General features: G+C 44.9%; 26 protein-coding genes, 1 other RNA gene and 1 other annotated feature. Of the genes, 26 read left to right on the top strand and 1 reads right to left on the bottom strand.

What is annotated here, in order from left to right; all coding sequences use genetic code 11:
* Window positions 1-131: 131 nt before the first annotated feature.
* The 9 genes from rpoC to HF966_RS02450 all read left to right on the top strand — a co-directional run bounded on the left by rpoC (window position 132) and on the right by HF966_RS02450 (window position 12,760).
* A complete protein-coding gene (rpoC, locus tag HF966_RS02490) occupies window positions 132-3,794 on the top strand; it encodes a DNA-directed RNA polymerase subunit beta' (protein ID WP_168676082.1) in 3,663 nt (1,220 codons plus the stop codon).
* A 202-nt stretch (window positions 3,795-3,996) separates the two neighbouring features.
* Window positions 3,997-4,404, top strand: coding sequence for a Mini-ribonuclease 3 (locus HF966_RS02485; RefSeq protein WP_168676081.1), 408 nt, complete (start codon window positions 3,997-3,999; stop codon window positions 4,402-4,404).
* Window positions 4,401-5,162 carry a 23S rRNA (guanosine(2251)-2'-O)-methyltransferase RlmB gene (rlmB, locus tag HF966_RS02480; protein ID WP_168676080.1) on the top strand — a complete coding sequence of 254 codons (762 nt, stop codon included), beginning with the start codon at window positions 4,401-4,403 and terminating at the stop codon, window positions 5,160-5,162. Before HF966_RS02485 ends, rlmB begins: the two co-directional genes overlap by 4 nt.
* 76 nt (window positions 5,163-5,238) lie before the next feature.
* The gene (locus HF966_RS02475; protein WP_168676079.1) at window positions 5,239-5,793 is read left to right on the top strand and encodes a sigma factor; all 555 of its coding nucleotides are present in this window, start codon (window positions 5,239-5,241) and stop codon (window positions 5,791-5,793) included.
* A gap of 95 nt (window positions 5,794-5,888) precedes the next feature.
* On the top strand, window positions 5,889-7,214 hold the full coding sequence (eno, locus tag HF966_RS02470; protein ID WP_168676078.1) for a phosphopyruvate hydratase: 1,326 nt from the start codon (window positions 5,889-5,891) through the stop codon (window positions 7,212-7,214).
* Window positions 7,215-7,436: 222 nt separating this feature from the next.
* Window positions 7,437-8,021 carry a DNA-3-methyladenine glycosylase I gene (locus HF966_RS02465; protein ID WP_168676152.1) on the top strand — a complete coding sequence of 195 codons (585 nt, stop codon included), beginning with the start codon at window positions 7,437-7,439 and terminating at the stop codon, window positions 8,019-8,021.
* Window positions 8,022-8,142: 121 nt separating this feature from the next.
* A complete protein-coding gene (locus HF966_RS02460; RefSeq protein ID WP_168676077.1) occupies window positions 8,143-9,636 on the top strand; it encodes a Ppx/GppA phosphatase family protein in 1,494 nt (497 codons plus the stop codon).
* Complete coding sequence (locus HF966_RS02455) at window positions 9,636-11,780, top strand: RNA degradosome polyphosphate kinase (RefSeq protein WP_168676076.1); 2,145 nt, start codon at window positions 9,636-9,638, stop codon at window positions 11,778-11,780. The genes HF966_RS02460 and HF966_RS02455 overlap by 1 nt, the downstream gene beginning before the upstream one ends.
* The gene (locus HF966_RS02450; protein ID WP_168676075.1) at window positions 11,777-12,760 is read left to right on the top strand and encodes a Ppx/GppA family phosphatase; all 984 of its coding nucleotides are present in this window, start codon (window positions 11,777-11,779) and stop codon (window positions 12,758-12,760) included. The genes HF966_RS02455 and HF966_RS02450 overlap by 4 nt, the downstream gene beginning before the upstream one ends.
* Before the next feature lie 144 nt (window positions 12,761-12,904).
* Here HF966_RS02450 and HF966_RS02445 read toward each other — a convergent pair whose 3' ends face one another.
* Window positions 12,905-13,540 (bottom strand): YigZ family protein, encoded by a 636-nt coding sequence (locus HF966_RS02445; protein ID WP_168676074.1) that lies wholly within the window; start codon window positions 13,538-13,540, stop codon window positions 12,905-12,907.
* A gap of 17 nt (window positions 13,541-13,557) precedes the next feature.
* On the opposite strand from HF966_RS02445, the gene HF966_RS02440 reads away from it, so the two are divergent.
* The 17 genes from HF966_RS02440 to dnaX all read left to right on the top strand — a co-directional run bounded on the left by HF966_RS02440 (window position 13,558) and on the right by dnaX (window position 25,834).
* Window positions 13,558-14,835, top strand: a complete 1,278-nt coding sequence (locus HF966_RS02440; RefSeq protein ID WP_168676073.1) for an ATP-dependent helicase ComFA — start codon at window positions 13,558-13,560, stop codon at window positions 14,833-14,835.
* A 92-nt stretch (window positions 14,836-14,927) separates the two neighbouring features.
* Complete coding sequence (locus tag HF966_RS02435; protein ID WP_345719088.1) at window positions 14,928-15,503, top strand: ComF family protein; 576 nt, start codon at window positions 14,928-14,930, stop codon at window positions 15,501-15,503.
* 82 nt (window positions 15,504-15,585) lie between these two features.
* Window positions 15,586-16,134 (top strand): ribosome hibernation-promoting factor, HPF/YfiA family, encoded by a 549-nt coding sequence (gene hpf, locus HF966_RS02430; RefSeq protein ID WP_168676071.1) that lies wholly within the window; start codon window positions 15,586-15,588, stop codon window positions 16,132-16,134.
* A gap of 126 nt (window positions 16,135-16,260) precedes the next feature.
* The gene (locus HF966_RS02425; RefSeq protein ID WP_168676070.1) at window positions 16,261-17,805 is read left to right on the top strand and encodes an ABC transporter permease; all 1,545 of its coding nucleotides are present in this window, start codon (window positions 16,261-16,263) and stop codon (window positions 17,803-17,805) included.
* Between the two features lie 76 nt (window positions 17,806-17,881).
* Window positions 17,882-18,472, top strand: coding sequence for a TetR/AcrR family transcriptional regulator (locus HF966_RS02420; RefSeq protein ID WP_168676069.1), 591 nt, complete (start codon window positions 17,882-17,884; stop codon window positions 18,470-18,472).
* A gap of 52 nt (window positions 18,473-18,524) precedes the next feature.
* Complete coding sequence (gene rpmG / locus HF966_RS02415) at window positions 18,525-18,674, top strand: 50S ribosomal protein L33 (RefSeq protein WP_168676068.1); 150 nt, start codon at window positions 18,525-18,527, stop codon at window positions 18,672-18,674.
* A 13-nt stretch (window positions 18,675-18,687) separates the two neighbouring features.
* Window positions 18,688-18,861: a preprotein translocase subunit SecE gene (gene secE, locus HF966_RS02410; RefSeq protein ID WP_168676067.1), complete on the top strand. Its 174-nt coding sequence runs from the start codon at window positions 18,688-18,690 to the stop codon at window positions 18,859-18,861.
* 119 nt (window positions 18,862-18,980) lie between these two features.
* Window positions 18,981-19,607: a transcription termination/antitermination protein NusG gene (gene nusG / locus HF966_RS02405; RefSeq protein WP_168676066.1), complete on the top strand. Its 627-nt coding sequence runs from the start codon at window positions 18,981-18,983 to the stop codon at window positions 19,605-19,607.
* 112 nt (window positions 19,608-19,719) lie between these two features.
* Complete coding sequence (rplK, locus tag HF966_RS02400) at window positions 19,720-20,184, top strand: 50S ribosomal protein L11 (RefSeq protein WP_010001472.1); 465 nt, start codon at window positions 19,720-19,722, stop codon at window positions 20,182-20,184.
* Entirely contained in the window at window positions 20,184-20,876 is a 693-nt protein-coding gene (gene rplA, locus HF966_RS02395; protein WP_168676065.1) for a 50S ribosomal protein L1, read from the top strand. The genes rplK and rplA overlap by 1 nt, the downstream gene beginning before the upstream one ends.
* Before the next feature lie 39 nt (window positions 20,877-20,915).
* Window positions 20,916-21,031 (top strand) — a sequence feature (ribosomal protein L10 leader region).
* Between the two features lie 28 nt (window positions 21,032-21,059).
* Window positions 21,060-21,635, top strand: coding sequence for a 50S ribosomal protein L10 (rplJ, locus tag HF966_RS02390; RefSeq protein ID WP_168676064.1), 576 nt, complete (start codon window positions 21,060-21,062; stop codon window positions 21,633-21,635).
* A gap of 56 nt (window positions 21,636-21,691) precedes the next feature.
* On the top strand, window positions 21,692-22,057 hold the full coding sequence (gene rplL / locus HF966_RS02385) for a 50S ribosomal protein L7/L12 (RefSeq protein ID WP_168676063.1): 366 nt from the start codon (window positions 21,692-21,694) through the stop codon (window positions 22,055-22,057).
* Between the two features lie 120 nt (window positions 22,058-22,177).
* Window positions 22,178-22,819 (top strand): class I SAM-dependent methyltransferase, encoded by a 642-nt coding sequence (locus tag HF966_RS02380; RefSeq protein WP_168676062.1) that lies wholly within the window; start codon window positions 22,178-22,180, stop codon window positions 22,817-22,819.
* On the top strand, window positions 22,797-23,297 hold the full coding sequence (locus HF966_RS02375; RefSeq protein WP_168676061.1) for a nucleoside deaminase: 501 nt from the start codon (window positions 22,797-22,799) through the stop codon (window positions 23,295-23,297). Before HF966_RS02380 ends, HF966_RS02375 begins: the two co-directional genes overlap by 23 nt.
* 70 nt (window positions 23,298-23,367) lie before the next feature.
* Window positions 23,368-23,886: an HD domain-containing protein gene (locus HF966_RS02370; RefSeq protein ID WP_168676060.1), complete on the top strand. Its 519-nt coding sequence runs from the start codon at window positions 23,368-23,370 to the stop codon at window positions 23,884-23,886.
* Between the two features lie 23 nt (window positions 23,887-23,909).
* An RNA gene (gene ffs, locus HF966_RS02365) (signal recognition particle sRNA small type) lies at window positions 23,910-23,997 on the top strand.
* 73 nt (window positions 23,998-24,070) lie between these two features.
* Window positions 24,071-25,834, top strand: a complete 1,764-nt coding sequence (gene dnaX, locus HF966_RS02360) for a DNA polymerase III subunit gamma/tau (protein ID WP_168676059.1) — start codon at window positions 24,071-24,073, stop codon at window positions 25,832-25,834.
* The last annotated feature ends 12 nt before the right edge of the window (window positions 25,835-25,846 follow it).

The raw sequence follows: 25,846 nt of genomic DNA, 5'->3' as shown, positions 1-25,846 counted from the left end.
ATAATTAACGTGTGCCATGCCGTGTGCACGTTTGTTATCAGGTGTGTCCCACACGAGGGTATAGCTGATAGCAAACGTGCTGCGGTATTGTGCCGTTAACTTAATAAATAACGAAAGGTAACAGCAAATAGATGGCAATCGATGTTAACAAGTTCGAAAGCATGCAAATCGGTTTGGCTTCGCCTGATAAGATCCGCTCATGGTCTTATGGTGAAGTAAAGAAGCCAGAAACGATTAACTATCGAACACTTAAGCCAGAAAAAGATGGCTTGTTCGATGAACGCATCTTCGGACCTACAAAGGATTATGAATGCGCCTGCGGTAAGTATAAGCGAATCCGATATAAGGGAATTGTTTGTGACCGCTGTGGTGTTGAAGTCACATCATCAAAAGTTCGTCGTGAACGTATGGGGCACATCGAATTAGCTGCACCTGTTACACACATTTGGTACTTCAAAGGTATCCCATCACGTATGGGACTTGTCCTTGACATGTCACCACGCTCACTTGAAGAAATTATTTACTTTGCGTCATATGTTGTGATTGAACCTGGTGATGCACCAGTTGAAAAGAAGCAATTGATGACTGAGCGTGAATACCGCGAATTGAAGCGCGAATTTGGTGCTAGCTTTAAGGCTGGCATGGGTGCTGAAGCAATTAAAGATTTGCTGGCAAGCGTTGATTTAGCTGCCGAAGCAGATCAATTAAAGCGTGAATTACAAGAAGCAACAGGGCAAAAGCGTGTACGTGCCGTACGTCGTTTGGATATTGTTGAAGCATTCTTGCAATCAGAAAACAAGCCTGAATGGATGGTCATGGATGTTATTCCAGTTATTCCACCAGACTTGCGACCAATGGTGCAATTGGAAGGTGGCCGTTTTGCCACATCTGATTTGAACGATTTGTACCGCCGTGTCATTAACCGTAACAACCGTTTGAAGCGTTTGCTTGATTTGAATGCCCCAGGCATCATCGTGCAAAACGAAAAGCGTATGTTGCAAGAAGCTGTCGACGCCTTGATTGATAACGGTCGTCGTGGCCGGCCAGTGGCTGGTCCTGGTAACCGACCATTGAAGTCTTTGTCTCACATGTTGAAGGGTAAGCAAGGTCGCTTCCGTCAAAACTTGTTGGGTAAGCGTGTCGATTATTCAGGTCGTTCGGTTATCGATGTTGGCCCATTCTTGAAGATGAACCAAATGGGCTTGCCACGTCCAATGGCAATCGAATTGTTCCGTCCATTCATCATGAAGGAATTGACAACACGTAAGTTAGCCGGTAACGTCAAGTCTGCTAAGCGCAAGATTGACAAGGCTGATGAAGACGTGATGGACGTCTTGGAAGACGTGATTAAGGAACACCCAGTGCTCTTGAACCGCGCCCCTACGTTGCACCGTTTGGGAATCCAAGCCTTTGAACCAGTGTTGGTTTCTGGTAAGGCGATGCGTTTGCATCCATTGGTTACTGAAGCCTATAACGCCGATTTCGATGGTGATCAGATGGCCATTCACGTGCCATTGTCTGATGAAGCACAAGCTGAAGCACGTTTGTTGATGCTTGCTGCCGGCCACATTTTGGCACCTAAGGATGGGAAGCCAATCGTTGCCCCATCTCAGGACATGGTGATTGGAAACTACTACTTGACGACTGAAGAAGCTGGCCGTGAAGGTGAAGGCATGATTTTCTCTTCTGTTGAAGAAGCGCAAATCGCCTTTGCAAGCAAAGTTGTCCACTATCACACACGTATTGGTATTCAAACCGCATCATTCCCAGCAGCAAAGCCATTTACAGATGAACAACGTTCAAAGATTATGGTGACTTCTGTTGGTAAGTTGATTTTCAACGAAATTTTGCCAGGTGATTTCCCATACATTAACGAACCTTCTGAAGATAACTTCCAAGGTGTTGATGATCGTTTCTTTATCGAAGCGGGTGAAAACATTCATGAATACCTCGCCGATACACCAGTGGTGGGCTCATTTAAGAAGGGCTTCTTGTCAGACATCATCGCTGAAGTCTATAAGCGTTACAAGGTGACGGAAACGTCATTACTTTTGGACCGCATGAAAGACCTTGGTTATGAAAAGTCAACAGAATCTGGTTTGACAGTGTCAATGAACGATGTGACGGAATTGACGGAAAAGCCAGCGATTTTGGAAGATGCACATAAGCAAGTGGCCACAGTCACAAAGCAATTCCGTCGTGGTTTGATTACGGATGACGAACGTTACCAACGTGTCACTGAAATCTGGACAAAGGCTAAAGATGTTATCCAAGATAAGTTGATTGCATCCTTTGAACCAACCAACCCAATCTTTATGATGCAGGACTCAGGTGCGCGTGGTAACATTTCTAACTTCGTGCAGTTGGCCGGTATGCGTGGTTTGATGGCGGGCCCTGGTGGTAAGATTATCGAATTGCCAGTTACTGCGAACTTCCGTGAAGGTCTGACTGTGATGGAAATGTTTATTTCAACCCACGGTGCCCGTAAGGGAATGTCAGATACGGCCTTGAAGACGGCCAACTCTGGTTACTTGACACGTCGACTTGTCGACGTGGCGCAAGACGTTATCGTGCGTGAATGGAACAACAACGCTGACCGTGGTGTGGCTGTTAAGGCAATCATGGATGGTACATCTGTAGTTGAACCATTGTACGATCGTATCTTGGGTCGTTATGCCATGAAGTCAGTCTTTGATCCAGAAACTGGTGAAAAGCTGGTTGCGCGTAACGAAATGATTGATGAAGATGTCGCAAAGACAATTGTCGCTGCTGGTATTGAAGAAGTGACGATTCGTTCTGTCTTTACATCAACGACTGAACACGGTGTTTCTGTGCTGGATTATGGTCGTAACTTGGCGACTGGTGAAGAAGTTGAAGTTGGTGAAGCTGTTGGAACAGTGGCTGCCCAATCAATCGGTGAACCAGGAACGCAATTGACGATGCGTAACTTCCACACGGGTGGTGTTGCCGGTGGAAACGATATCACACAAGGTTTGCCTCGTGTGCAAGAAATTGTTGAAGCACGTATTCCTAAGGGACGTGCAGAAATTTCTGAAGTGACAGGTACAGTTGTGGCTATCGAAGAAAACCCAGCTGAACGCACAAAGGCTGTGACAATCGAAGGCGAAACAGACACACGGACCTACACATTGCCATTGGCTGCGCGGATGCGTTTTGCTGAAGGTGATGAGATCCAACGTGGTGATGCCATTAACGAAGGCCCAATTGATCCAAAGGAATTGCTTGCCGTCACAGATACGTTGACGACTGAATCATACATGTTGACGGAAATCCAAAAGGTTTACCGTTTGCAAGGTATCGAAGTGTCAGATAAGCATATCGAAGTGATGATCCGTCAAATGTTGCGTAAGGTGCGCGTTATGGATCCAGGTGAAACGAATCTTTTGCCAGGGATGTTGATGGATATTGCTGATTTCCAACGCGCCAATGAACCAGCCTTGTTTGATGGTTTGGTGCCAGCAACGGCTCGTCCGGTTTTGCTTGGTATCACAAAGGCTGCCTTGGAAACAAACTCATTCTTGTCTGCTGCATCATTCCAAGAAACAACACGTGTCTTGACTGATGCTGCCATTCGCGGTAAGAACGATCCATTGGTTGGTTTGAAAGAAAACGTTATCATTGGTAAGATTATTCCTGCCGGAACAGGGATGGCTGAATATCGCAAGATTAAGAGTAAGGTCGTTGGGGATGTCATTGCACAACCTGAGACTGAAACCGAAATTTCAGCTGATATTCCAAAGTTAGATGACGTGGCAAAGTCATTTGATGCTTAATAATCAATAGATGCCCCCAAAAAGCTCACAGTGATGTGAGCTTTTTTTGTGCCTTCATCGCAAATAATGCCAATTAGGCCATAAAAAATACCAATTAGGCCAAAATCATGGGCTCCCACGACCAACCCGTTTACACTAAAGAGGTTCTGTAGCAACTTAGGAAACTCGTACGCGGCGTGACGATCTCGCGTATAATGGGAGTATGACTAATTTACAATATGAACAAATGAACGGGTTATCGTTGGCTTATATCGGCGATGCAATCTATGAACTTGAGGTGCGCCAACATTTAATTTCATTAGGCCTAACGAAGGTCAATGAATTACAAAAGCGCAGCAAGCACTATGTTTCAGCCAAAGCGCATGCCGCTTTGTTTGACTTGATGATGACAAACGAAATTCTAACCGATACCGAACTGAGCTATTTCAAGCGTGGACGCAATGCGAAGTCGCACACGAAAGCCAAGAATACTGATGTTGTGAGCTATCGTGTTTCAACGGGTGTAGAAGCGCTGTTTGGTTTCTTATATCTGTCACAACAACATGACCGTATTCAAACACTCATGGCGTGGATTTTTGAACAAGTCGAATCAGGGAGAACAGTAAAATGAAACGTGAACACGAAACACCAAACCAAGCCGAATTTGTCTATGGCCATTATGCCAGTGTGGCAGCGTTAAAAGGGACACAAGAAATTAATAAAGTGTGGTTACAAACTGGATTACAGGATAAAATCCGAAACGAAGTGACCCAGCTTGCCAAAAAGAAAGGCTTGGTTATTCAACAAGCCCCAAAGTCAAAACTTGATGAACTAACCGATGGTGGCAATCATCAAGGGGTTGTCTTGAGTGTTGCAGCGTTTAATTATGCGACAATCGATGACTTATTTGCCCGCGCTGAGCAACGCCAAGAAGCGCCATTTTTCTTGATTTTGGACGGCATTGAGGATCCGCACAATTTAGGCTCAATTCTACGTACAGCGGATGCAGCTGGCGTACATGGAATTATCATTCCTAAACGTCGCGCAGTGCAGCTCACAGCGACTGTGGCCAAGATTTCAACCGGAGCCATTGAACATGTGCCGGTCGCACGTGTGACAAATTTGGTCAATACGGTTAGTGAACTCAAAGACCGTGGCGTATGGATTTTTGGGACAGATATGGCCGGCGAGGATTATCGCCGGTGGGACGCTCAAGGGGCGACGGCGCTAGTAATCGGCAATGAGGGTAAAGGGATTTCACCTTTGCTTAAAAAGAAAGTCGATGGCATGGTCACCATCCCCATGATTGGTCACGTGCAAAGTTTGAACGCCAGTGTTGCTGCAAGTTTATTGATTTATCAAGGATTTAACTCACGTAACCCACTGTAAAGGTGTGCCAGTAGTTATCAGGATGCGTCAAAGCGATTTCTAATTACTGCCACACGGAAAATGTGGGGAAAGGTAGTTGGGAAAAGATAGATTAATTGCCGCTGTTCGCGCGGCACAAAATGGGCATGAATTTGCTTATCGTGTCTTGATTAAGCATCTTCGTGGTGCCATGTTTGACGTTCATCGTCGTAAAATCAGTAGTCGCATTACGGCAGACGATTGGTATGCTGATGGCTTAGAAATTTTATTTCGATGTGTTAAAAAATTTGATACGAAACATCCCCGCGCTAAGTTTTCGACCTACTTTATGACGGCGTTGACGAACCACGCCACGGATCTGGTGCGATCATACTATACTGCCAAAGCAGATTTTGAAAAACAAATGATTTCTGACAGTAATGATTTGGCGGGGACAATGATTGATTGTGGCACGGACACTTATAATCCAGAGCAAATTTATATGTTACGAGAAATGTTAGCTAAAACCGCTGTGGCACAGACGCCAGAATTTCGACAGGCTGTGTTGCAATTACTCGGCATGGCACAACCAGATCAAGTGGTGTCGAGTCGCCGATTTGAGCAGATGCAATATCGCTTAAAAAAGGCGATACAACAAGCAGTATCATCATAATCATGCTGATTTTCCAATACAAATTATGTATCACTCACCGCTCTGTGATATAATATACATGGTATAAAACCATAAACCAAAGGAGAAACAGACATATGTCTTTAATCACTGATATTATCGCACGTGAAGTCCTTGACTCACGTGGAAACCCTACACTTGAAGCGGAAGTTATCACAGAATTAGGTGGTTTCGGTCGCGGTATGGTACCTTCAGGTGCCTCAACTGGTGAACACGAAGCCGTTGAATTGCGTGATGGCGACAAGTCACGCTTCGGTGGCAAGGGAACAACAAAGGCCGTTGCCAATGTTAACGATGCTATCGCTAAGGCTTTGGTTGGTAAGTTTGATGTCACTGACCAACGTGCAATCGATCAAGCTATGATCGAACTCGATGGTACAGAAAACAAGGGTAAGTTGGGTGCAAACGCCATCTTGGCTGTGTCAATCGCTGCTGCCCGTGCTGCCGCTGACGAATTAGGTGTACCTTTGTTCTCATACTTGGGTGGGGCAAACTCATACGTTTTGCCAACGCCAATGATGAACGTTATCAACGGTGGTGCACACTCAGCCAACAAGGTTGACTTCCAAGAATTCATGATTATGCCTGTTGGTGCACCAACAGTTAAGGAAGCTATTCGTTACGGTGCCGAAACTTTCCATGCTTTGAAGAAGTTGTTGGAAGCTGACGGTAAGGCCACTTCAGTTGGTGATGAAGGTGGCTTCGCCCCTGATTTTGCTGACAACGAAGAACCATTGAAGTACTTGATCCGTGCGATCGAAGCTGCTGGTTACAAGCCTGGTAAGGACATCGCAATCGCTGTCGATGTTGCTTCTTCAGAATTGTATGACGCTGCAACAAAGACTTATAAGTTGCGTTGGTCAACAGGTGAAGAATTCACGACACCTGAATTTATCAAGTACCTTGAAGACTTGGCCGACCGTTACCCAATTATCTCAATTGAAGATCCTATCGATGAAAACGAATGGGAAGATTGGGCAACAATCACTGCTGAATTGGGTAAGAAGGTCCAATTGGTTGGTGATGACTTCTTCGTTACTAACACACAATACCTACAAAAGGGTATCAACATGGGTGCTGCGAACTCAATCTTGATCAAGGTTAACCAAATTGGTACTTTGACAGAAACTTTCGAAGCTATTGAAATGGCTAAGGAAGCTGGTTACACAGCGATTGTGTCACACCGTTCAGGTGAAACAGAAGACACGACAATCTCTGACTTGGTTGTTGCGACAAACGCTGGCCAAATCAAGACAGGTTCATTGTCACGTACTGATCGTATCGCTAAGTACAACCAATTGATCCGTATCGAAGAATTGTTGGACACAACAGCACAATACAAGGGAATCCACTCATTCTACAACTTGTCAGCTGCTGCGCGTGAATCAATTCAAGCAAAGTAATAACATGCTAGACTAAAATCATACCTTTTTGGTGTGGTTTTTTTTATATCAAAATATTGGCGGCATGAGAACGTCTGATAAAAGAGAGGTCAAAATGAACGATAAAACATTCTTTGCTGCGGCAGTATCTACTGTGGTCGTCGCAACAGTTGCACATGTGATATATTGGCATACCCGATCACCAGAGAGAAAACAACAGGACCCGATGAGAAAGGTAATGAAATGGTTAACGCGGAAATCATGAGATGTCAATGGGTGGCAAACTATCGGCCGTCTGATACGATGACAGCCTATCATGATGTCGAATGGGGGCATCCGTTACGCCATGACGATCAATTATTATTTGAACTATTAACTTTAGAAATATTCCAGGCTGGCTTGAGTTGGGAAATATCGTTGAACAAACGGCCAGGATTAAAACAAGCATTCAAAAATTTTGATATTGCAGCTGTTAGTGAGATGACGGCTGCAGATGAACTGGCATTAAGAGACAATCCTAATATTATTCGTAACCGATTGAAAATTGCGGCGACGATCAACAATGCCAAGGCTATTTTAACGGTTCAGAAAGATTTTGGGAGCTTTTCAGACTATATGTGGCATTTTACCGATCATGCTGTTGTTGATCACCATGTCACGGATATGGCATTGATTCCTGCACAAGATAGCTTGTCGCAGCAGGTGGCCAAAGATATGAAGCAACGCGGGTTCAAATTTGCAGGACCCGTGACCATTTATTCTTACTTACAGGGCATGGGTGTGATAAATGATCATGAGGAAACGTGTCCCTTTAAATACCATAATTAGTGTGTCATTGTTATTGATCGTGATAGGGATCAAATGTGACAGTATTTAGTGTTTATGAGTTAAAAAAGAGAGATTGATGTGATAAACTAGATGTACTAATACGAATATATTTGAGGTGGACATGGCAACATTAGAGGGGATCATCTTATTGAATTCCAGTACGGCTGCTTTGCAGATTGTGAATACAAAAACTGGGGAAAAACTTGAAAATGTCACACGTGAATTCAGTGAGAGCGACATCAATTCACCAATATTTTCGACTGAAATTATGCGCCGCGCATTGGAACAGGTGCATAAATTTCAACAACTCTTACGTGACTACGCAGTAAAAACAGTCCAACTTTTTGGCAGTGAGACCTTATCGCAAATGAAAAATGCCGTCTATTTTGCAGACCAGGTGGAATCTACCACAGGGCTTAAAATTCAATGGCTAAACGGGAATCAAGAAAGCTTTTATCGGCAATTAGCGTTACGCCAAGCTGACAATCAACAACAATTGATGCAAGCAGGACAGAATATTTTTGTTTTAGGGATGAGTTCCACACGGATTGACCTTGGTTATTTTGAACATGATCGCTTCGCTTTTTCACAACATTCAGCTGTTGGGCCGGTTAGGTTGGCGCAAACATTGAATGCCATGTCGATTGGCGTGGCTCAAGAAACGGCGTTTGCAATTGAACTCATTAATAGTAAATTAGCCGATTTTTGGCACATGTTACCCCCTTTTAAGGCGGTGGATAGCTTAATATTGTTGGGGGCAGACGCGGCACAACAAATTTTTCTACCTGAAAACCAACACCGCATGACAGTATCGCGAACAGCAATTCAAGTGGTAACAGATGATTTATCAAATTTAAATGATCAAGCGATTATGGAAAAATATGCCGTTGAACTAAACGATGTGCCATTTGTCTTAACGGAAATGCTGCTTTTATTGAATGTGATGCAAGCCACTAATGTTTCAAGCTTGCAAATTAGTGATCTGACAGTACTGGATGGTTTGTCAGTCACGGATGTGCATGCAGATGACGATATTATCACAGCCGCGCGCGGAATTGCTGATCGCTATATGGTTGAAAAGCAACATCGTGAATTGGTCCTAACCTATGCGCACCAGCTATTTGATCGGCTTAAAAAAATACACCATTTAACGGCACGCGATCGTTTACTCTTGGGCGTTGCGGCCTTGGTTCATGATGTTGGGAGTTTTATTAATTCACAAAAGCATTATCAGTATTCTGAAGAAATATTGACCGGTATTGATCTTTATGGTCTTGCGACTGTTGAGCAACGAATGATTGCCTCAATTGCGCGATACCATAGTGCCGAAACGCCTGATGATGCCTTACGTACCGTAGAAGATTTTTCACCGGCACAGCGGCTTAGAATTGCCAAATTGTCTGCCATTTTACGGTTAGCGGATGCCTTAGATGATGGGCGTCGGCAAAAAATTACGCAGCTGACTGTCTCAATTGGGGAAAGCCAAGTCACCATTACGGCACAGACATCAGCAGATTTACAGTTGGAGATCTTTGTTTTCACGCAAAAAGCAAGTTTCTTTGAAGCGGTTTTCGGGATGCCAATTGTTTTGAAAAGAAAAGGGAAAAGAAGTTGATGGTTGATTTTAAACATCCAAAATTTTATGTTAATCGCGAGATGAGTTGGTTAGCATTCAACGAACGTGTGCTTGATGAAGCACGCGATTCACAGAATCCATTGTTAGAACGTGCTAACTTTTTGTCGATTACGCAAAAGAATATGGATGAGTGGTTTATGGTACGCGTGGCGAGTTTACAACAACAAGTCATGCTAGGTCATGAAAAAGTTGATGCCGCGGGGCAAACACCTCAAGAACAATTAGCGCATGTCTCCTTGGCAGCGGGCCAACAAATTAAAAACCAATATCAAGTTTTGACACGTCGTTTATTGCCAGCGCTTAAACGTGAAGGCTTTGAATTGTTATCTGCTGATGCGTTAACGCCAGCGCAGGTCGTGTTTTTAAAAAGTTTTTTTGAACAAGAACTGCTGCCCGTTTTAACGCCGATGGCAATCGACTCCACCAGACCATTTCCATTTCTAGCTAATGATACGTTAAACATTGGTGTTCGTCTTAAAAAAGAAGATGAAAAATCAGAAAAATATATTGCCGTGTTACAAGTACCTGAAACATCGGGTCGTGTGATTGCACTGCCTGAAGAAAAGCAATATATTTTGATTGAAGAGGTGGTTCGACTCTTTCTAGCGTCACTTTTTCCAGGGTATACGATTAAAGAATCCATGGTCTTTCATGTCTTGCGTGATATGGAGTTAGACGTTGCGGATGATGAAGACACGCCAAATATTTTACAAGAAGTCCAATCTAAGTTACAAGAGCGTGAACGTGGTCGGATTATCCGAGTTATCCTATCAAGTACCACGAGCAAGGCTTTGATGACGAAACTCATTAAGTTGCTCCACGTCGATGAGGCGCGTACCTACTTGGTAAATGGGCCAGTAGATTTGACCTTTTTAAGTGCTTGGCTCAAATTGCTAGATACACCGGCCTTGCGGTTCCCAGTGTTTCATGGGTTTGACAACCCTGACTTAGCCCCAGCCACGCTTTTTGATCAGATTAAACAACAAGACTATTTGTTACATCATCCGTATGATTCATTTAAACCAGTGGTGCGTTTCATTCAAACGGCAGCACATGATGCACAAGTGCTGGCCATTAAGATGACGTTGTATCGCGTGTCAGGCAAGTCGCCAATTATTAAGGCCTTAGGTGAAGCGGCACAACATGGCAAGCAAGTCACGGTTTTAGTTGAAATTAAAGCCCGATTTGATGAAGAAAATAACGTCCATTGGGCGCGTGAACTTGAGCGGCAAGGGGTGCACGTGGTGTATGGGTTGCGTGGTTTAAAGACACATGCCAAAGTGGCCTTGGTCGTGCGCCGAGAAGATGACACGATTCGGCGCTATGTCCATCTTGGGACTGGCAATTATAATGATGTGACGGCAAATTTCTATACGGATATGGGCCTGTTAACGAGTGACGCGGAACTTGGCGCTGATGTGGCCTCGATATTTAATATCTTAACAGGCTATTCTGATCCGGGCTTTTTCCATCAGTTACATATGTCGCCTGATGGGATTCGCGAGTTTATTTATGAGCAAATTGCGCATGAAATTGCCAATGCGAAAGCTGGGAAACCCGCTGGCATCAAGATGAAGTTCAACTCGCTATCTGATGAACGTATGGTGCGACATCTCTATGAAGCCAGCCATGCAGGTGTACCAGTCGAATTGATAATTCGTGGGATTACCATTCTCAAAGTTGGGATACCAGAAGTCAGTGAAACGATTGCGGTGCATTCCATCGTTGGGCGCTTTTTGGAGCATAGTCGGATTTATAGTTTTGAAAATGATGGCAATCCGAAGGTGTATCTGTCCTCAGCAGATTTGATGACGCGCAATCTGGATCGTCGAGTGGAGCTGCTGTTTCCACTTAAGGCCGATCGTTTGCGTGATGAGGTGCGCGCTATTTTTCAAACGATGTGGCAAGATAATGTTAAAACACGTGTCTTGCAACCAGATGGGCAGTTTGTTAAAAAAGATCGGCGCGGCGTGGCCACCTACGATGCGCAAGAAATATTTATCGCAGACTCATTAGCTAAACAAAAAAAGTGGCAAAAACAACTGGATTTAACCGAGGCCACGCGCCGCTTCGAACCGTTAAATAACCCATTTGTGAATGAAGATGATGGAGGGGATGTATGACAGTAATTTCAGTAATTGACTTAGGTTCTAACTCCGTGCGGATGACTGTGAGTCGTTATCACAGCGATGGGTCATACGAGGTGTTAGCGCGCTTTCAAGAGATGGTGCGGTTATCAGCAGGCATGGGCGCTGAAAAAGTCTTACAAGAAGAGGCGATTAAGCGTACAATCACGGCGCTAGAAAAGTTTAAACAAGCCTTAAAAACCTATGACCCAGCAAAACTAGAAACCTATGCCGTGGCCACGGCGGCCGTCCGACAAGCTAGTAATCAGGCTGAATTTTTGACCCTGTTTAAACAAACGATGGGGTTTGAACTGCGGATATTAACAGGCGAAGAAGAAGCCCATTTTGACTATGTTGGGATTATTAATACTTTCTCCGTCAATGATGCGTTAATTCTAGATACGGGTGGTGCCTCATCTGAATTGGTGCTTGTTCGTAATCGACAAGCTGTGCATGCCGTGAGCCTGCCGGTGGGGGCGGTCAATATAACAGAGGCTTATCTTGAACGTGATAAGGTCTCGGCAGCGGCGTTTTTCCGGGCTGTCTTATCTTTACGTCAGTTATTTGGCGATATAGCCTGGCTTCGTGAATCAGTCAATATGCCGTTAATTGCGCTGGGCGGTAGCAACCGAACCTTGGCTAAAATTAGTCGTAAAAAGCGTCAGGTTCAAGATATGCCAATTCATGGGTATCATATGAGTATTTCTGAAGTGGCTAAGATTTATGAAAGTATCCTGGCTGAGAATTTGGATGGTCGAAAGAAAATGGCTGGCCTTGCCAAAGAACGCGCGGATATTATTGTGGGCGGCTTGCTCCCCTTAGTGGAAATCTTACTCTTTACAGAGAGTCAGCAAGTAATCTTTTCACAAAGTGGGTTGCGCGAAGGCTTCCTATTTGAGCAAATTATGAATAAGACTGGGCATCAGGTGGTCTCACCAGAACCAGCGGCGATGACTGTAGACACAGAAGATTTATAGTCGCGATAAAAAAACGGCAAACCAATCATTGGTTTGCCGTTTTTTATTTATGATGATCCACCCGGGAGTCGAACCCGGATTTCAAGAACCGGAATCTTGCGTGCGATCCATTACACTAGCGGATCATAACTATTCAATTATAGCCTATTTTGTCGAAATTTCAAAGAAAGTTTTTTCACCAATTTGAAATACGACGTGACCAGCGAGAAAATCAGTTAAAATCGCTTGAAATTCTGGCACTTCCACTTCGGCAACTGGCACAACCAGATGAACGGCGGTGTCATAGGTGGTGGCTATAATTTGGTAATCGTGTGTGGTTAACCAGTGCTGCAAAATATCGGCTTGTTTGTAGTCAATGGTGAGGGTGACTTTGGTTCGCGTTAACCGTGCTACCAGACCAGCGGCTTTGACGCCTTCGGCAGTCGTGCCAGCATAAGCCCGAATTAGGCCACCAGCGCCTAACTTAATGCCCCCAAAATAACGCGTCACGACCGCAACGACATCATGGAGGTTATTTTTTTGCAGCACTTCTAGCATCGGCACCCCTGCGGTGCCACTGGGCTCACCGTTATCGGAATACCGTTGGATTTGATCATTATCGCCTAACAAGTAGGCAAAGACATTATGGGTGGCCTTATAATGCTGTTTGGTAATGTTTTCGATAAACGCCCGTGCATCATCCTCTGATGTAATCCGGGCGATATTTAAAATAAAACGTGATTTTTTGATATCCTGTTCCCAGACAAATTGTGCTGGGGCAATTGTGATGTAGTTAGCCATACATCGTATTATATCGCATGAAAAGATATTATGGTCGGCAAATTGTCCAACCTAAAATTGACCCAATACCGAAAAATGCTGTGGTTAGCCCAACATTTCGCCAAAATATCTGTCAACGCTGTGGCCAAGATCAGCGGGCAGCGCTGCCGAACCATGCATATTATTGTCGCGCTTGTCTGGCGCTTGGGCGCGTCAGTACCTTGGATGTGCTGGTGTCATTACCAGAACCCAATTTATTTGATACACCAACAGATTTGACGTGGCAAGGTCAGTTAACAGCTCAACAACAACAGGTCAGTGCTGCGTTGCTGGGTGCGTTAGCGCACCAGCGAGAACATTTAGTTTGGGCTGTGACCGGGGCGGGAAAAACGGAAATGCTTTTCCCATTCATTGCACAAGCCCTCAAACAAAAACAACGGGTTGCCGTGATTTCGCCACGGATCGATGTGATTCTTGAACTAGCGCCAAGACTACAAGCGGCCTTTGCGCATTCGCCACAGGTAGTCCTCTATGGTGAGCAAAAGGCACCCTATACTTATACGCAGTTGGTGTTAGCTACCACGCATCAAATGTTGCGGTTTGTTGCCGCATTTGATGTCGTTATCATTGACGAAGTGGATAGTTTTCCTTTTGCTGGTGATGCGATGTTGGCATTTGCTGTGCAAAAAGCGAAGAAACCGCAGAGCACAGTGATTTATTTAACGGCTACCCCAACCAAACGTTTGCAGCAACGGGTGAAACAAAGGACGTTAAACGTGTCATATTTACCCTTGCGGTTCCATCAGCACCTGCTGCCAGAGATTAAAACCGCTTTGGTGGGCAACTGGCGTCGCCGGTTACCGCATCAGATGGTTGCACAATTACGCGAGTTATTTGCTCGTGCAGTGCCCTTGCTTGTTTTTGTGCCACATGTTGCTGATTTAGCACCGGTTTTTGCTGCGATTCAGCAAATTTTCCCGACGGCTGCTGGTGATTTTGTCTGGGCTGAAGATCCTCAGCGGGTCGAAAAAGTGCAACGCATGCGCTCAGGGACGTTACACTTCCTGGTGACCACGACCATTTTGGAACGTGGTGTAACATTTTCAGGGGTTCAAGTCATGATCCTTGGCGCTGAAGAACCCATTTTTAGTGCGTCAGCGCTGGTGCAAATTGCTGGGCGTGTTGGGCGTGATCAACTACAGCCCACGGGCCTCGTCCAAGCGTATCTACAACAGATGAATTTCAAAGTCATGGCGGCGCAACGGCAAATTAAACAGATGAATCAGCGCGGTCGGCAATTAGGAGGACAAAGATGACGTGCTTATTATGTGGGCGATCGCTGCCAAAAAAGCTTGATTTACTACAAATTTTTGGGTTGATGAAGAGACAATCAGCTAACGTATGTAGTATGTGTCGTCAAGCATTCTCTCCGATTGAAACGGCTTGTGTCGGTTGTGGCCGCCAACAAAATACGACCACCTTGTGTCAAGATTGTCGCCGTTGGCAAGCACAAGGCCGTCAACTTTTAGAGCATCGTGCCTTATATCAATACAACGATGCCATGCGTCGATACATGCAAGCCTACAAATTTCACGGGGATTATATTTTGCGCCAGGTGTTTAATGATGAGTTAATCCAAATGATTCATACTTTGGACATGGATGTGGTGGTGCCAATTCCAGTCAGTACGACAACGCTAGCAACCCGTGGCTTTAACCAAACGACTGGGTTAATAGATGGGGTGGCGTATCAAGCGTTGCTTGAGGTCGCACAAACTAAAAAAGCCCACCAATCACAGTTGAACCGACAGGCACGTATGACGCGAGCACAACCGTTTGCCATGGCAGCCGAGACGGCCTTAACGGGACAAAGCGTCCTCTTAGTAGATGATGTTTATACGACTGGTAATACGCTTTACCATGCGGCAGCATTACTGTATCAATCAGGGGCTCAGGTTGTGAAAAGCCTTTCTCTGGCACGTTAATGATGGAAAAATGAATTTATTTACAGAAAACGCTTACAACTGTGGTATAATGATTATAGTAACTTAGATGGAGGAATTGATTATGCTAGATTTTAATGTACGAGGCGAGAATATCGCGGTCACAGATGCCCTTCGTGAGTATGTGGAGAAGCGTCTGACAAAGTTGAATCGTTACATCGGCGAAAAAGCAACCGCTAACGTCAATTTGCGCACTTACCATTCAGATAATACAGGTAAGGCCGAAGTTACAATTGTTCTGCCATACGTAGTGCTTCGCGCAGAAGATACAAATCCTGATATGTATGCAGCCCTTGATGCTGTGTCTGACAAGTTAGAACGTCAGGTACGTAAGTATAAGACCAAGATTAACCGCAAGTCACGCGCTACCGGCTTTAAGGGGATTGACTTGGCCGATGAAATCCCAGCGACTGAAGTGGATGATGAAGCCATTCAAGTTGTTCGCACCAAGCATGTGGACTTGAAGCCAATGTCGCCGGAAGAAGCCGCTTTGCAAATGGATTTGTTAGCCCATAATTTCTTTATCTTCAAGGATGCTGAGACCAATACCGACGCTGTGATTTATAAGCGTAAGGATGGCAAGTATGGCTTGCTGGAAACAGCAGCGGAATAATCATAGGCTAGTGTGTCTGTCAAGGCACAGCCAAGATTGTTCAAAAAGTCATAAAACTTTATAAAGAAAGCCACAAGAAACCTTTTTATCGTTATGCTAGTAGTAACAGATAAAAGAGGTTTTTTTATGTTCAGTTGGCAATCCCTATTTCAAAATAAACGACAACTCGTGAAGTGGCTCATTGCCACAATCACACCCGTTGTATTAGTGGCCGGTGTTTTGGGTGTATTGGGGCATCAAAATGAACACGCAACAAAGCTGCGTGTGGCCGTTGTCAACCGTGATCACGGAGGGCAATATCAAAATCAGCAAAGAAATATTGGTAACGACTTTAAGCAAGCCTTACATCAAGACAAAGCGTTGACGGCTGTTGACTATCAAAGTGATACCAAATCCAAACAAGCGTTGCGTCAGGGCGTGGTTAGCAGTGTCATTATTTTGCCGACAAATTTGACCCAACAACTCGCTGATTTTCAAAATTCGGGCAAGCCAGTCAAAGTCACGCAATGGCTCGCTAGCGGTCGTAACCCCTTTGCTGCACAGTATATGACCCAAGCTTTAACGGCAGCCTTGGGGCGCCAGAACACGGTTTTGTTAGTTGGTCCGGCCAATAACTCAGCATTAAAAAAGCTCGCCCAACAAAGCCAGCAACTTGCGCAAAAAGCTGATGACCTACAAGTGAACCTGCAAGCCGTCGGTAACGGGATTGACGCGCAGTCAGCCAGTGATCTCAAAGATAATGCCAATGATGCAGTGACAAAATTGGCTAATTATTCTGCGCAATTAAATGATGCGGTGAATGCCGGCGATACGGCCAAAATTCAAGCCATGGCTGTGGCAATCAATAATTTATCATATAGTATGCAGACAACAGTTGTCGGTGGGATTGGCACCATGGCCGCGAATTTGTCACAAGCCAAGGCGTTAAGTCAGCAATCAGGGACAATCCAAGCTGGAGCAAATGCTTTACAGCAAGGACAATCAGATGTTGCCAGTCAACTTAAAACAATGGTTGGTGAGCAAACGGATGATCATAATAATTCACCATTGACACAAATGATGACATTTGCAACAACGGATTTGCAACCGGTCAAGCAAACCGGTCAAACTTTGTTGCCGAATGTGTTAGTGGTCGCAGTCAGTTTGCTGGCGATATTATTTGGCATTTTGTTGCCAGTCAAAGCCACTAAGCAAGAGGCGTTAGCGTTAGAGCAATGGTGGGGAAACTTCCAACTTGCTGGCGTATTTAGTTTACTGACGGTTGGACTCATGGTCGGCAGTGGCTGGCTGTGGCACGTGACGTTAGGCAACTATTGGGTGATTATCGCGGCTACGGTGCTAGCTGCCTGGCTGATGATGAGCATTGTGTGGTACTTGAAGCAATGGCTCGGACGCGCTGGCTGGTGGCTCGCGTTGGTGCTCATTGTCGGACAAGGCGTGTTGACGGTGGTGGCCATACCAGAAGCAATGGCGTCACCGTTAGTCAAAATTGGGGCGTTTTTCTGGCCATTAGCGGCCTTACATCGTGTTGTTACCGCCGCTATTTTTGGTGGTGCAATTCAGCAAGATATTCTGGTACTCGTCTTGTGGTTGCTGGCAGTGACCATCTTATTAGTGTCTTATTACCGCATGAAGCAACGGCAAAACTTCAAAGCGGCACTTGATCAATAACAGGTGTAATTTGGAAAATAATGCAGTATGACGAAAGTCATACTGCATTTTCGTTAAAATGGTGTAAACTAACAGTATGGAAACCAAATCTCAGACAAATGCAGCGACGCGTGATCGTATTTTAGCCGCTGCCACAGAACAATTTTTAGCGCATGGGTTTGAACAGACAACAACCCGCGAAATTGCGAAAGTTTTAAACATTACGCAACCAGCTCTTTATCATTATTTTGGCGATAAAGAGACGCTCTTTGTGGAAGTCATCAAGTTAGTCGGGGAGCAGGTGGCAAATGACATGCTCTTGATTTTGGCCAAAAATTATCGGCAACCGATTGAACAGCTGGTTGATATGACTAAGGTGATTGTTTTACGCCACCCGCGTGACGTGTTTACTTTAATTCACGGCAGTTTTAGTGTTTTATCGCCTGGGAGTCAACAGACCTTGGGGATGGTGTTTGGTCGTTATTATGTGGCACCAATTGCGCGATTTTTTGATCAAGAAGCACTCAAGTTGCGCCAACACGTGGATGCCCGTATGGCAAGTGCGTTTTATATCACCAGCCTAGCGCCATTATTTAGCGAATTTCATACGCTGACCGGGGCACAGGATTTGACCACGCGTGTCCGGGAATTGCTAGATTTAATTTTATATGGTGTGGCCCAACGTTGAGTTTTATCAGTGTAAATGTTATGCTAGAAATGAAATTTAACGGAGACCAATTATGGCTAGTCAAAAAGTATCACTCGCGTGCACAGTATGTGGTTCACGCAACTACACAGTTACCTTGTCAAAAGATCGCACGGAACGCTTAGCGGTAAACAAGTTTTGCGCCTTCTGTGGCAAGCATACATTACATCAACAAACAAAGTAAGGAGCTGACCACGATGTTTAAATATTTTAGAAATGTTGCCAATGAAATGAAAAACGTCACATGGTTATCCGAAGCGCAGGCCTCACGTGAAACCGTGACGGTCATTACGGTGTCAGTTATTTTCGCTGTTTTCTTGGGCGGCGTTGATTGGCTCTTACAAAGCGGCTTTAACTTTGTGATGAAGTAATGGCTCAAAAATTGAAAATATAGTATACTAGAACTAACGCAAGGACTTCTTTCAAGAGGTTCTTTTTTATATCGAATAAAAGAAGGAGCGGTGCTACTGTAAGGGGTGCCGAAAAAAAGATGACAGAAAATAATGAATTGCCAGAAGAAAACGTTGCACCAACACCTAACACCGACGACATTGAAAAGTCATGGTTTGTTGTCCACACTTATTCAGGTTACGAACACAAGGTGAAGGCCAACTTGGAATCACGAACACAAACGATGGGGATGACAGCGCAAATCTTCCGCATTTTAGTGCCGGAACAAGAAGTGACCACCATTCAAGATGGTGAAGCTAAAACCTCTGTTGAAAATGATTTTCCAGGCTATGTCTTGGTTGAAATGGCCACACCGCAAGATTACAACATGACCGATGAAGCTTGGTACGTTGTCCGTAACACGCCAGGTGTGACTGGTTTCTTGGGATCGCACGGTGCCGGATCAAAGCCAAATTCATTGTTGCCTGAAGAAGTGGATTTGCTCATGAAGCGGATGGGTATGGTGACGCGTGAAGTGGTTGATCTTGACGTGGCAGTTGGTCAAACGGTCAAGATCATTGCAGGACCATTTTCCGGCATGGAAGGGGTTGTTGTCAGTGTCGATGCTGAAAAGCAAACCCTTGAAGCAACGGTCGAAGTCTTTGGTCGTGAAACACCAACGGAACTTGACTTTGCCGATGTGGATACAGTGTTGGACGAAGCCTAAAGAAAAGTATTGCAATTTGCACTATTTTTTAATATAATGTATTGGTATGCCATCGGCATACGTGGGAGTAGCACTCAAGCTACGTCTACCACAACACGAGGAGGAAAAAATCGTGGCTAAAAAAGTTACACAAGTAGTTAAGCTACAAATCGCCGCTGCTAAAGCAACACCAGCACCACCTGTTGGTCCAGCTTTGGGACAAGCCGGCATTAACATCGCGCAATTCACAAAGGAATTTAACGCGCGTACTGCAGACCAAGCAGGTTCAATCATTCCGGTTGAAATCTCTGTTTTTGATGACCGTTCATTCGAATTCGTTACAAAGACACCACCTGCTGCGGATCAATTGCGTAAGATCGTTGGTAAGGGTTCAGGTGAACCTAACACTAAGAAGGTCGGAAACGTTACTTTGGATCAAATCCGTGCAATTGCTGAAAACAAGATGGCTGACTTGAACGCCAACGACTTGACAGCTGCGATGCGTATGATCGAAGGTACAGCACGTTCAATGGGTGTGACTGTTGATGGTGTTGACTTGACTGTTGAAGGTACAGCAATCAAGGAGGACGCAGAATAATGACTCAAAAGCATGGTAAGAAGTATGCTGCAGCCTTAGCAAAGGTTGAAGCTGAAAAGAACTACGCCTTGAACGATGCCGTTGCATTGGTTAAGGAAATCGATTACTCAAACTTTGACGCATCAGTTGAAGTTGTCTTCAACTTGAACGTTGACACACGTCAAGCCGACCAACAATTACGTGGGGCGGTTGTGTTGCCAAACGGTACAGGTAAAGACAAGAAGGTTATCGTCTTTGCACAAGGCGACAAGGCTAAGGAAGCGGAAGCTGCTGGTGCCGATGTTGTTGGTGCTGCTGACTTGGTTGCGCAAATCCAAGGTGGTTGGTTGGACTTTGATACAGCCATTGCAACACCTGACATGATGGCGCAAGTTGGTCGTGTTGCCCGTGTATTGGGACCTAAGGGCTTGATGCCAAACCCTAAGACTGGTACGGTAACAATGGACGTAACTAAGGCTGTTTCAGATGCCAAGGGTGGTCAAGTAACCTACCGTACAGACCGTGACGGTAACGTTGCTGTGCCTGTTGGTCGTGTATCATTTGAAGATGGTAAGTTGGCTGAAAACATCAAGACAATTGCTGAAACTGTTTTGAAGGCTCGTCCAGCTGCTGTTAAGGGAACATACGTACAACACGTATCAATCGCCTCAACATTCAGCCCATCAGTGACATTGGACTTGAACACATTGTAAGATTTGACGATATCAACAATGTTTGATATAATCATTTAAGTGAATTAAATCATTTTGCCTAAGACTCAGGTGGTACGTGTACCTTAATAGCCTGCCGAGGAAGTTTAAAAACTTTTCCCGTGCGTCTTTTGGTGCACGGGATTTCTTTTGCAAAATAATATTAAGGAAGGAGAATCACATATCATGAGTGAAAAAGCTATTGCGCTTAAGGCACAAAAAGTTGAAGAAGTTGCTGAACAATTCAAGAACGCTGCTTCTGTAGTTGTGGTCGATTCTCGTGGATTGACAGTTGCGCAATCGACAGAATTACGTCACCAATTGCGTGAAGAAGGTGTAGCCCTTGAAGTGATCAAAAACAAGATTTTGACACGTGCTGCTGAAAAAGCTGGTTTTGCTGAATTGAACGACATCTTTGTTGGTCCTTCAGCCGTTGCCTTCTCAAGTGATGATGCTATTGCCCCATCACGTATTTTGAAGAAGTTTGCTGACGCCAACGAAAAGTTGGAAATCAAGGGTGGTGTTGTCGACGGCAACATCGCTAACTTGGACGACATCAACAAGTATGCATCTTTGCCATCACGCGAAGGTTTGCTTGGTCAATTGATGGCCGAATTCCAATTCTCAATCCGTTCATTTGCATATGCTATTAAGGCTGTGCAAGAGAAGTTGGAAGAAGAAGGCGGCGAAGTTGCTGCACCTGCTGCTGAAGAAGCACCAGTTGCGGAAGCTGCAGCCGAAGAAGCACCATCTGCTGAATAATCAGCAACAATTTATAACCATTACAACATCAAACAAAAAATTTGGAGGATTTAATCATGGCTTTTGATAAAGACGCGATTATCGCATCATTGAAGGATGCAACAATCTTGGATTTGGCTGACTTGGTTTCAGCAATCGAAGAAGAATTTAACGTTTCAGCAGCAGCTCCTGTAGCAGCAGCTGGTGCAGCTGACGGCGCAGCCGCAGCAAAGACAGACTTCGACGTAGAATTGACTTCAGCAGGTTCTGCTAAGGTTAAGGTTATCAAGGCAGTTCGTGAAGCAACTGGTCTTGGTTTGAAGGAAGCTAAGGACTTAGTTGACAACGCACCTTCAATCGTTAAGGAAGGTCTTGACGAAGCAGCCGCTAACGAATTGAAGGCAGCTTTGGAAGAAACTGGCGCATCAGTAACTTTGAAGTAATTTCATTTAATGAAATAACGGATGAGTTATCCTCATACCAACCGGTGGGGGATATGATTCGTAATATTAAAAGAGGTGCTTCGGTACTTCTTTTTTTGTACATAAACATAAGGAGTCGTTATGACCACACCAAATGAAAAAATTGGCGGTGAAATGTATTTTACTGCCAACCCAAACTCTGAGCATCATTTCCAAAACTTTGATTTTGAGCTGCTGGGCAATACCCTACACTTTACAACCGATAGTGGGGTCTTTTCAAAATCAACTGTTGATTTTGGCACGCGCACGATGCTTGATGCATTGGAAAAAACAACCTTAACGCAAGGTAAAGTATTGGATCTTGGCACTGGCTATGGCCCAGTCGGCATCGCCATTGCCAAAAAATTTCAACGCCAGGTGGATATGGTTGATGTCAACGAACGTGCTTTGGCTTTGGCGCAGCAAAATGCGGCGACAAATGGCGTAGCACAGTTGGTGTCAGTCTTTCAATCTGATATTTATCAACAAGTGACTGACAAATACGCTCTGATTTTAACCAATCCACCCATTCGTGCTGGGAAAGAAGTGGTGACGGCGATGCTACAAGAAGCAGTGCAATACCTGTTACCAGGTGGAAAACTCATTGCTGTGTTGCAAAAAAAGCAAGGCGCGCCCTCTGCTCAAAAAAATATGGCGGCTGTGTTTGGTAATGCCAAGGTGATTGCAAAAAACAAGGGTTATTATATTTTGGAGAGCACTTATGAGCCAAGTACCAACATTTAGTGAAGCACAAATTGATTATTTTATGCAGGTGGCACTAAATGAGGCCAAACTGGCTGCCGTTGAAGGCGAAGTGCCGATCGGTGCCGTGATTGTGAAAGATAATCAGATTGTGGCGCGGGCACATAACCATCGTGAAGCCCATCAGTTGGCAACGGCACATGCTGAGTTATTGGCCATTGAAGCGGCGAATGATGCGTTGCAGTCTTGGCGTCTGGAAGAAACAGCGCTTTTTGTGACGCTAGAACCCTGTATTATGTGTGCGGGTGCGATTATCAATGCGCGTGTTCCAGTCGTTTATTACGGTGCCGATGACGCCAAAGGTGGAGCGACCCGTTCGCTCTATCAATTACTAGAAGATGACCGTTTAAATCACCGTGTCATCGTTTACCCGCACGTACGCGGTGATGAAGGTGGCGCACTGCTCCAAGATTTCTTTGGGAAAATTCGGGCGCAACGGAAACGCAACAAATCTGTCTGAGCAATGTCATGCACTTTTTAAAAAATTCGTAGTATAATGGCATCAGACTTATTTAAAGAGGCAAAACTACATGCAAAATCCAAATGCTTGGCGTCTTGACCAAGAGTATTTAACGATTGTTGATGATTTATTACAACACGACGAAGTCCAACAATTAGCACAATATACGCAACACCATTTTTCAAATCGTTTACGGCATTCCATTTCCGTATCTTATCAATCTTATATTATTGCCAAAAAAATTGGGGCGGATGCCACAGCCACAGCGCGGGCGGGCTTGTTACATGACCTTTTCTATTACGATTGGCGCGTGACGAAGTTTGAAGAGGGGTCACATGCCTATGTGCACCCACGCATTGCGTTACAAAATGCGCAAAAAATCACGCATATCAGTGACAAAGAAGCAGATATTATCGTCAAGCACATGTTTGGTGCTACGATTGCCTTACCAAAATACCGTGAGAGTTGGATTGTTTCTTTGGTCGATGATTTTGCTGCGGTCAATGAGTATATGATTCCCAAAGCCTATCTCACATACTTTAAATGGCAGGCCAAGCTAACGCAAAAAGTCGCTGAAGTATTTGCTTAAAGCCTAAAAATTAGATATAATAATAAAGCAGGCAAGCGTCGGCTCTCGAACCGGGTCAGGACAGGAATGTAGCAGCCCTAAGGTTGTTCGGTGTTGTGCTTGTGTACATATTGACCGCGTAGCGGTCTTTTTTTGTAAGTCGCGATGCGTTTGCAAAGCGGCAAGGCATAAGGAGGTGGTCACAGTGGCATATCAAGCATTATATCGGGTTTATCGACCACGAACATTTGATGACATGATTGGGCAAGAAGTGATCACACAGACACTTAAAAATGCCATTGCAACTGAGCAGACGGGGCATGCCTACCTTTTTTCAGGTCCACGCGGGACAGGAAAGACGTCAGCGGCTAAAATATTTGCCCGTGAAGTCAATGGCATTGATCCACAAACGGACGATGCGCAAATCCCAGACATCGTTGAATTCGATGCGGCCTCAAATAGTCGCGTTGAAGACATGCGTGATATTTTAGCCAATGTAGATTATGCGCCCATTGCGGCAAAATATAAAATTTATATCATTGATGAAGTGCATATGTTGTCAAACAGTGCCTTTAATGCCCTCCTGAAAACATTAGAAGAACCACCAGCCAACGTGAAATTTATTTTGGCGACGACAGAACCGCAAAAAGTACCCGTCACAATTTTGTCACGCACACAGCGCTTTGAATTTAAACGCATTGATACCGAGGCCATTCAAACACGGTTATCCGATATTTTACAAGCGCGTGAGGTGGCTTATGATGTGGATGCATTGCGCATCATTGCCAATGTTGCGGAAGGGGGCATGCGTGATGCCTTGTCAATTTTGGATCAAGTATTGGCTTACGGCACGGATCGCGTGACCGTAGATAATGCACGACAAGTGACTGGGTCAACGACAACCACACAATTAATGACTTATGTGACGTCAGTAAGCCAAGGTAACACGCCACAAGGTTTATCAGTTTTACATGATATCTTAATTGCTGGTAAAGATCCGCAGCGTTTTGTTGTGGATGTTTTAGGGTTGCTCCGAGATGTGATGCTAGCTGATGTGGCACCAGATCTAATTAAGACGGCGATCGCGCTGTCGGATTTGCAGGTTTTAGCACAACAGTTACCAACAGCCCGCATTCAAGCGATGATGGTTGTTTTGGATGATATCCAAAAGCAATTAATGCAGACGATGCAAAGTGATATTTATCTGGAATTGTTGACCGTCAAACTGAGTATGACGGTGACACAAACTGCAACAGCACCTTTGCCGCCAGCGGTGATGACGCAAGCCAAGCAATCACTGCCGGAAACAACACCAAGTAAACAAGCGCCAACACCAGCACAATCAGTTGTCCCTGAGGTGGCACCTCAAGTACCAGCAATTGATCCGCTACCACCAATAGCAGAATCGGGGGTCGCAGAACAAGATATGGCTGCCAAAGCCCCAGCGAGTGAAACCACGCAATTATGGGCACGAACAGGGCAGTCAGCAGTCTTTGCCGTCTTGCAAAAGGCTAAACGTGAAGCGCTCAGCCGCGTGAAAGCCACATGGCGTGAGCTGATTAGTCAATTTGATGTCGCGCAACAAGCGATGTTGACCATTGCTGAACCAGTTGCTGCGAGTGACGAGGGGCTTGTTTTAGCGCTTGATTTTCCAACATTATTAGCGCAAGCATTAGATGATGCGACGCTACAGACACAGTTACGCGCTGCGCTTGCTGGTCAGCAATTACCGACTGAAATGGTTTTGATCACACAAGATAACTGGCAGCAAGATCGCGCAGACTATGTGGCCCAGTTAAAATCAGGGGCCACGACGCCGTTGAATTTGGTTGATATACCTCGTGTGAGCCCAACGACAACCCAAGCGGTGACAACAGATGCGCCCGTTCAAGCCCAAACATTGGAACCTGAGATTGTGACAGAAGCGAAGAAAATGTTTGGCGAAGCGATTGTACAGGTAGTTGATTAATAGAGAAAGGGT

The sequence above is a fragment of the Leuconostoc holzapfelii genome, assembly GCF_012396485.1.
Taxonomy (GTDB): Bacteria; Bacillota; Bacilli; order Lactobacillales; family Lactobacillaceae; genus Leuconostoc; species Leuconostoc holzapfelii.
This window is presented reverse-complemented; position numbering and strand designations above follow the sequence as displayed.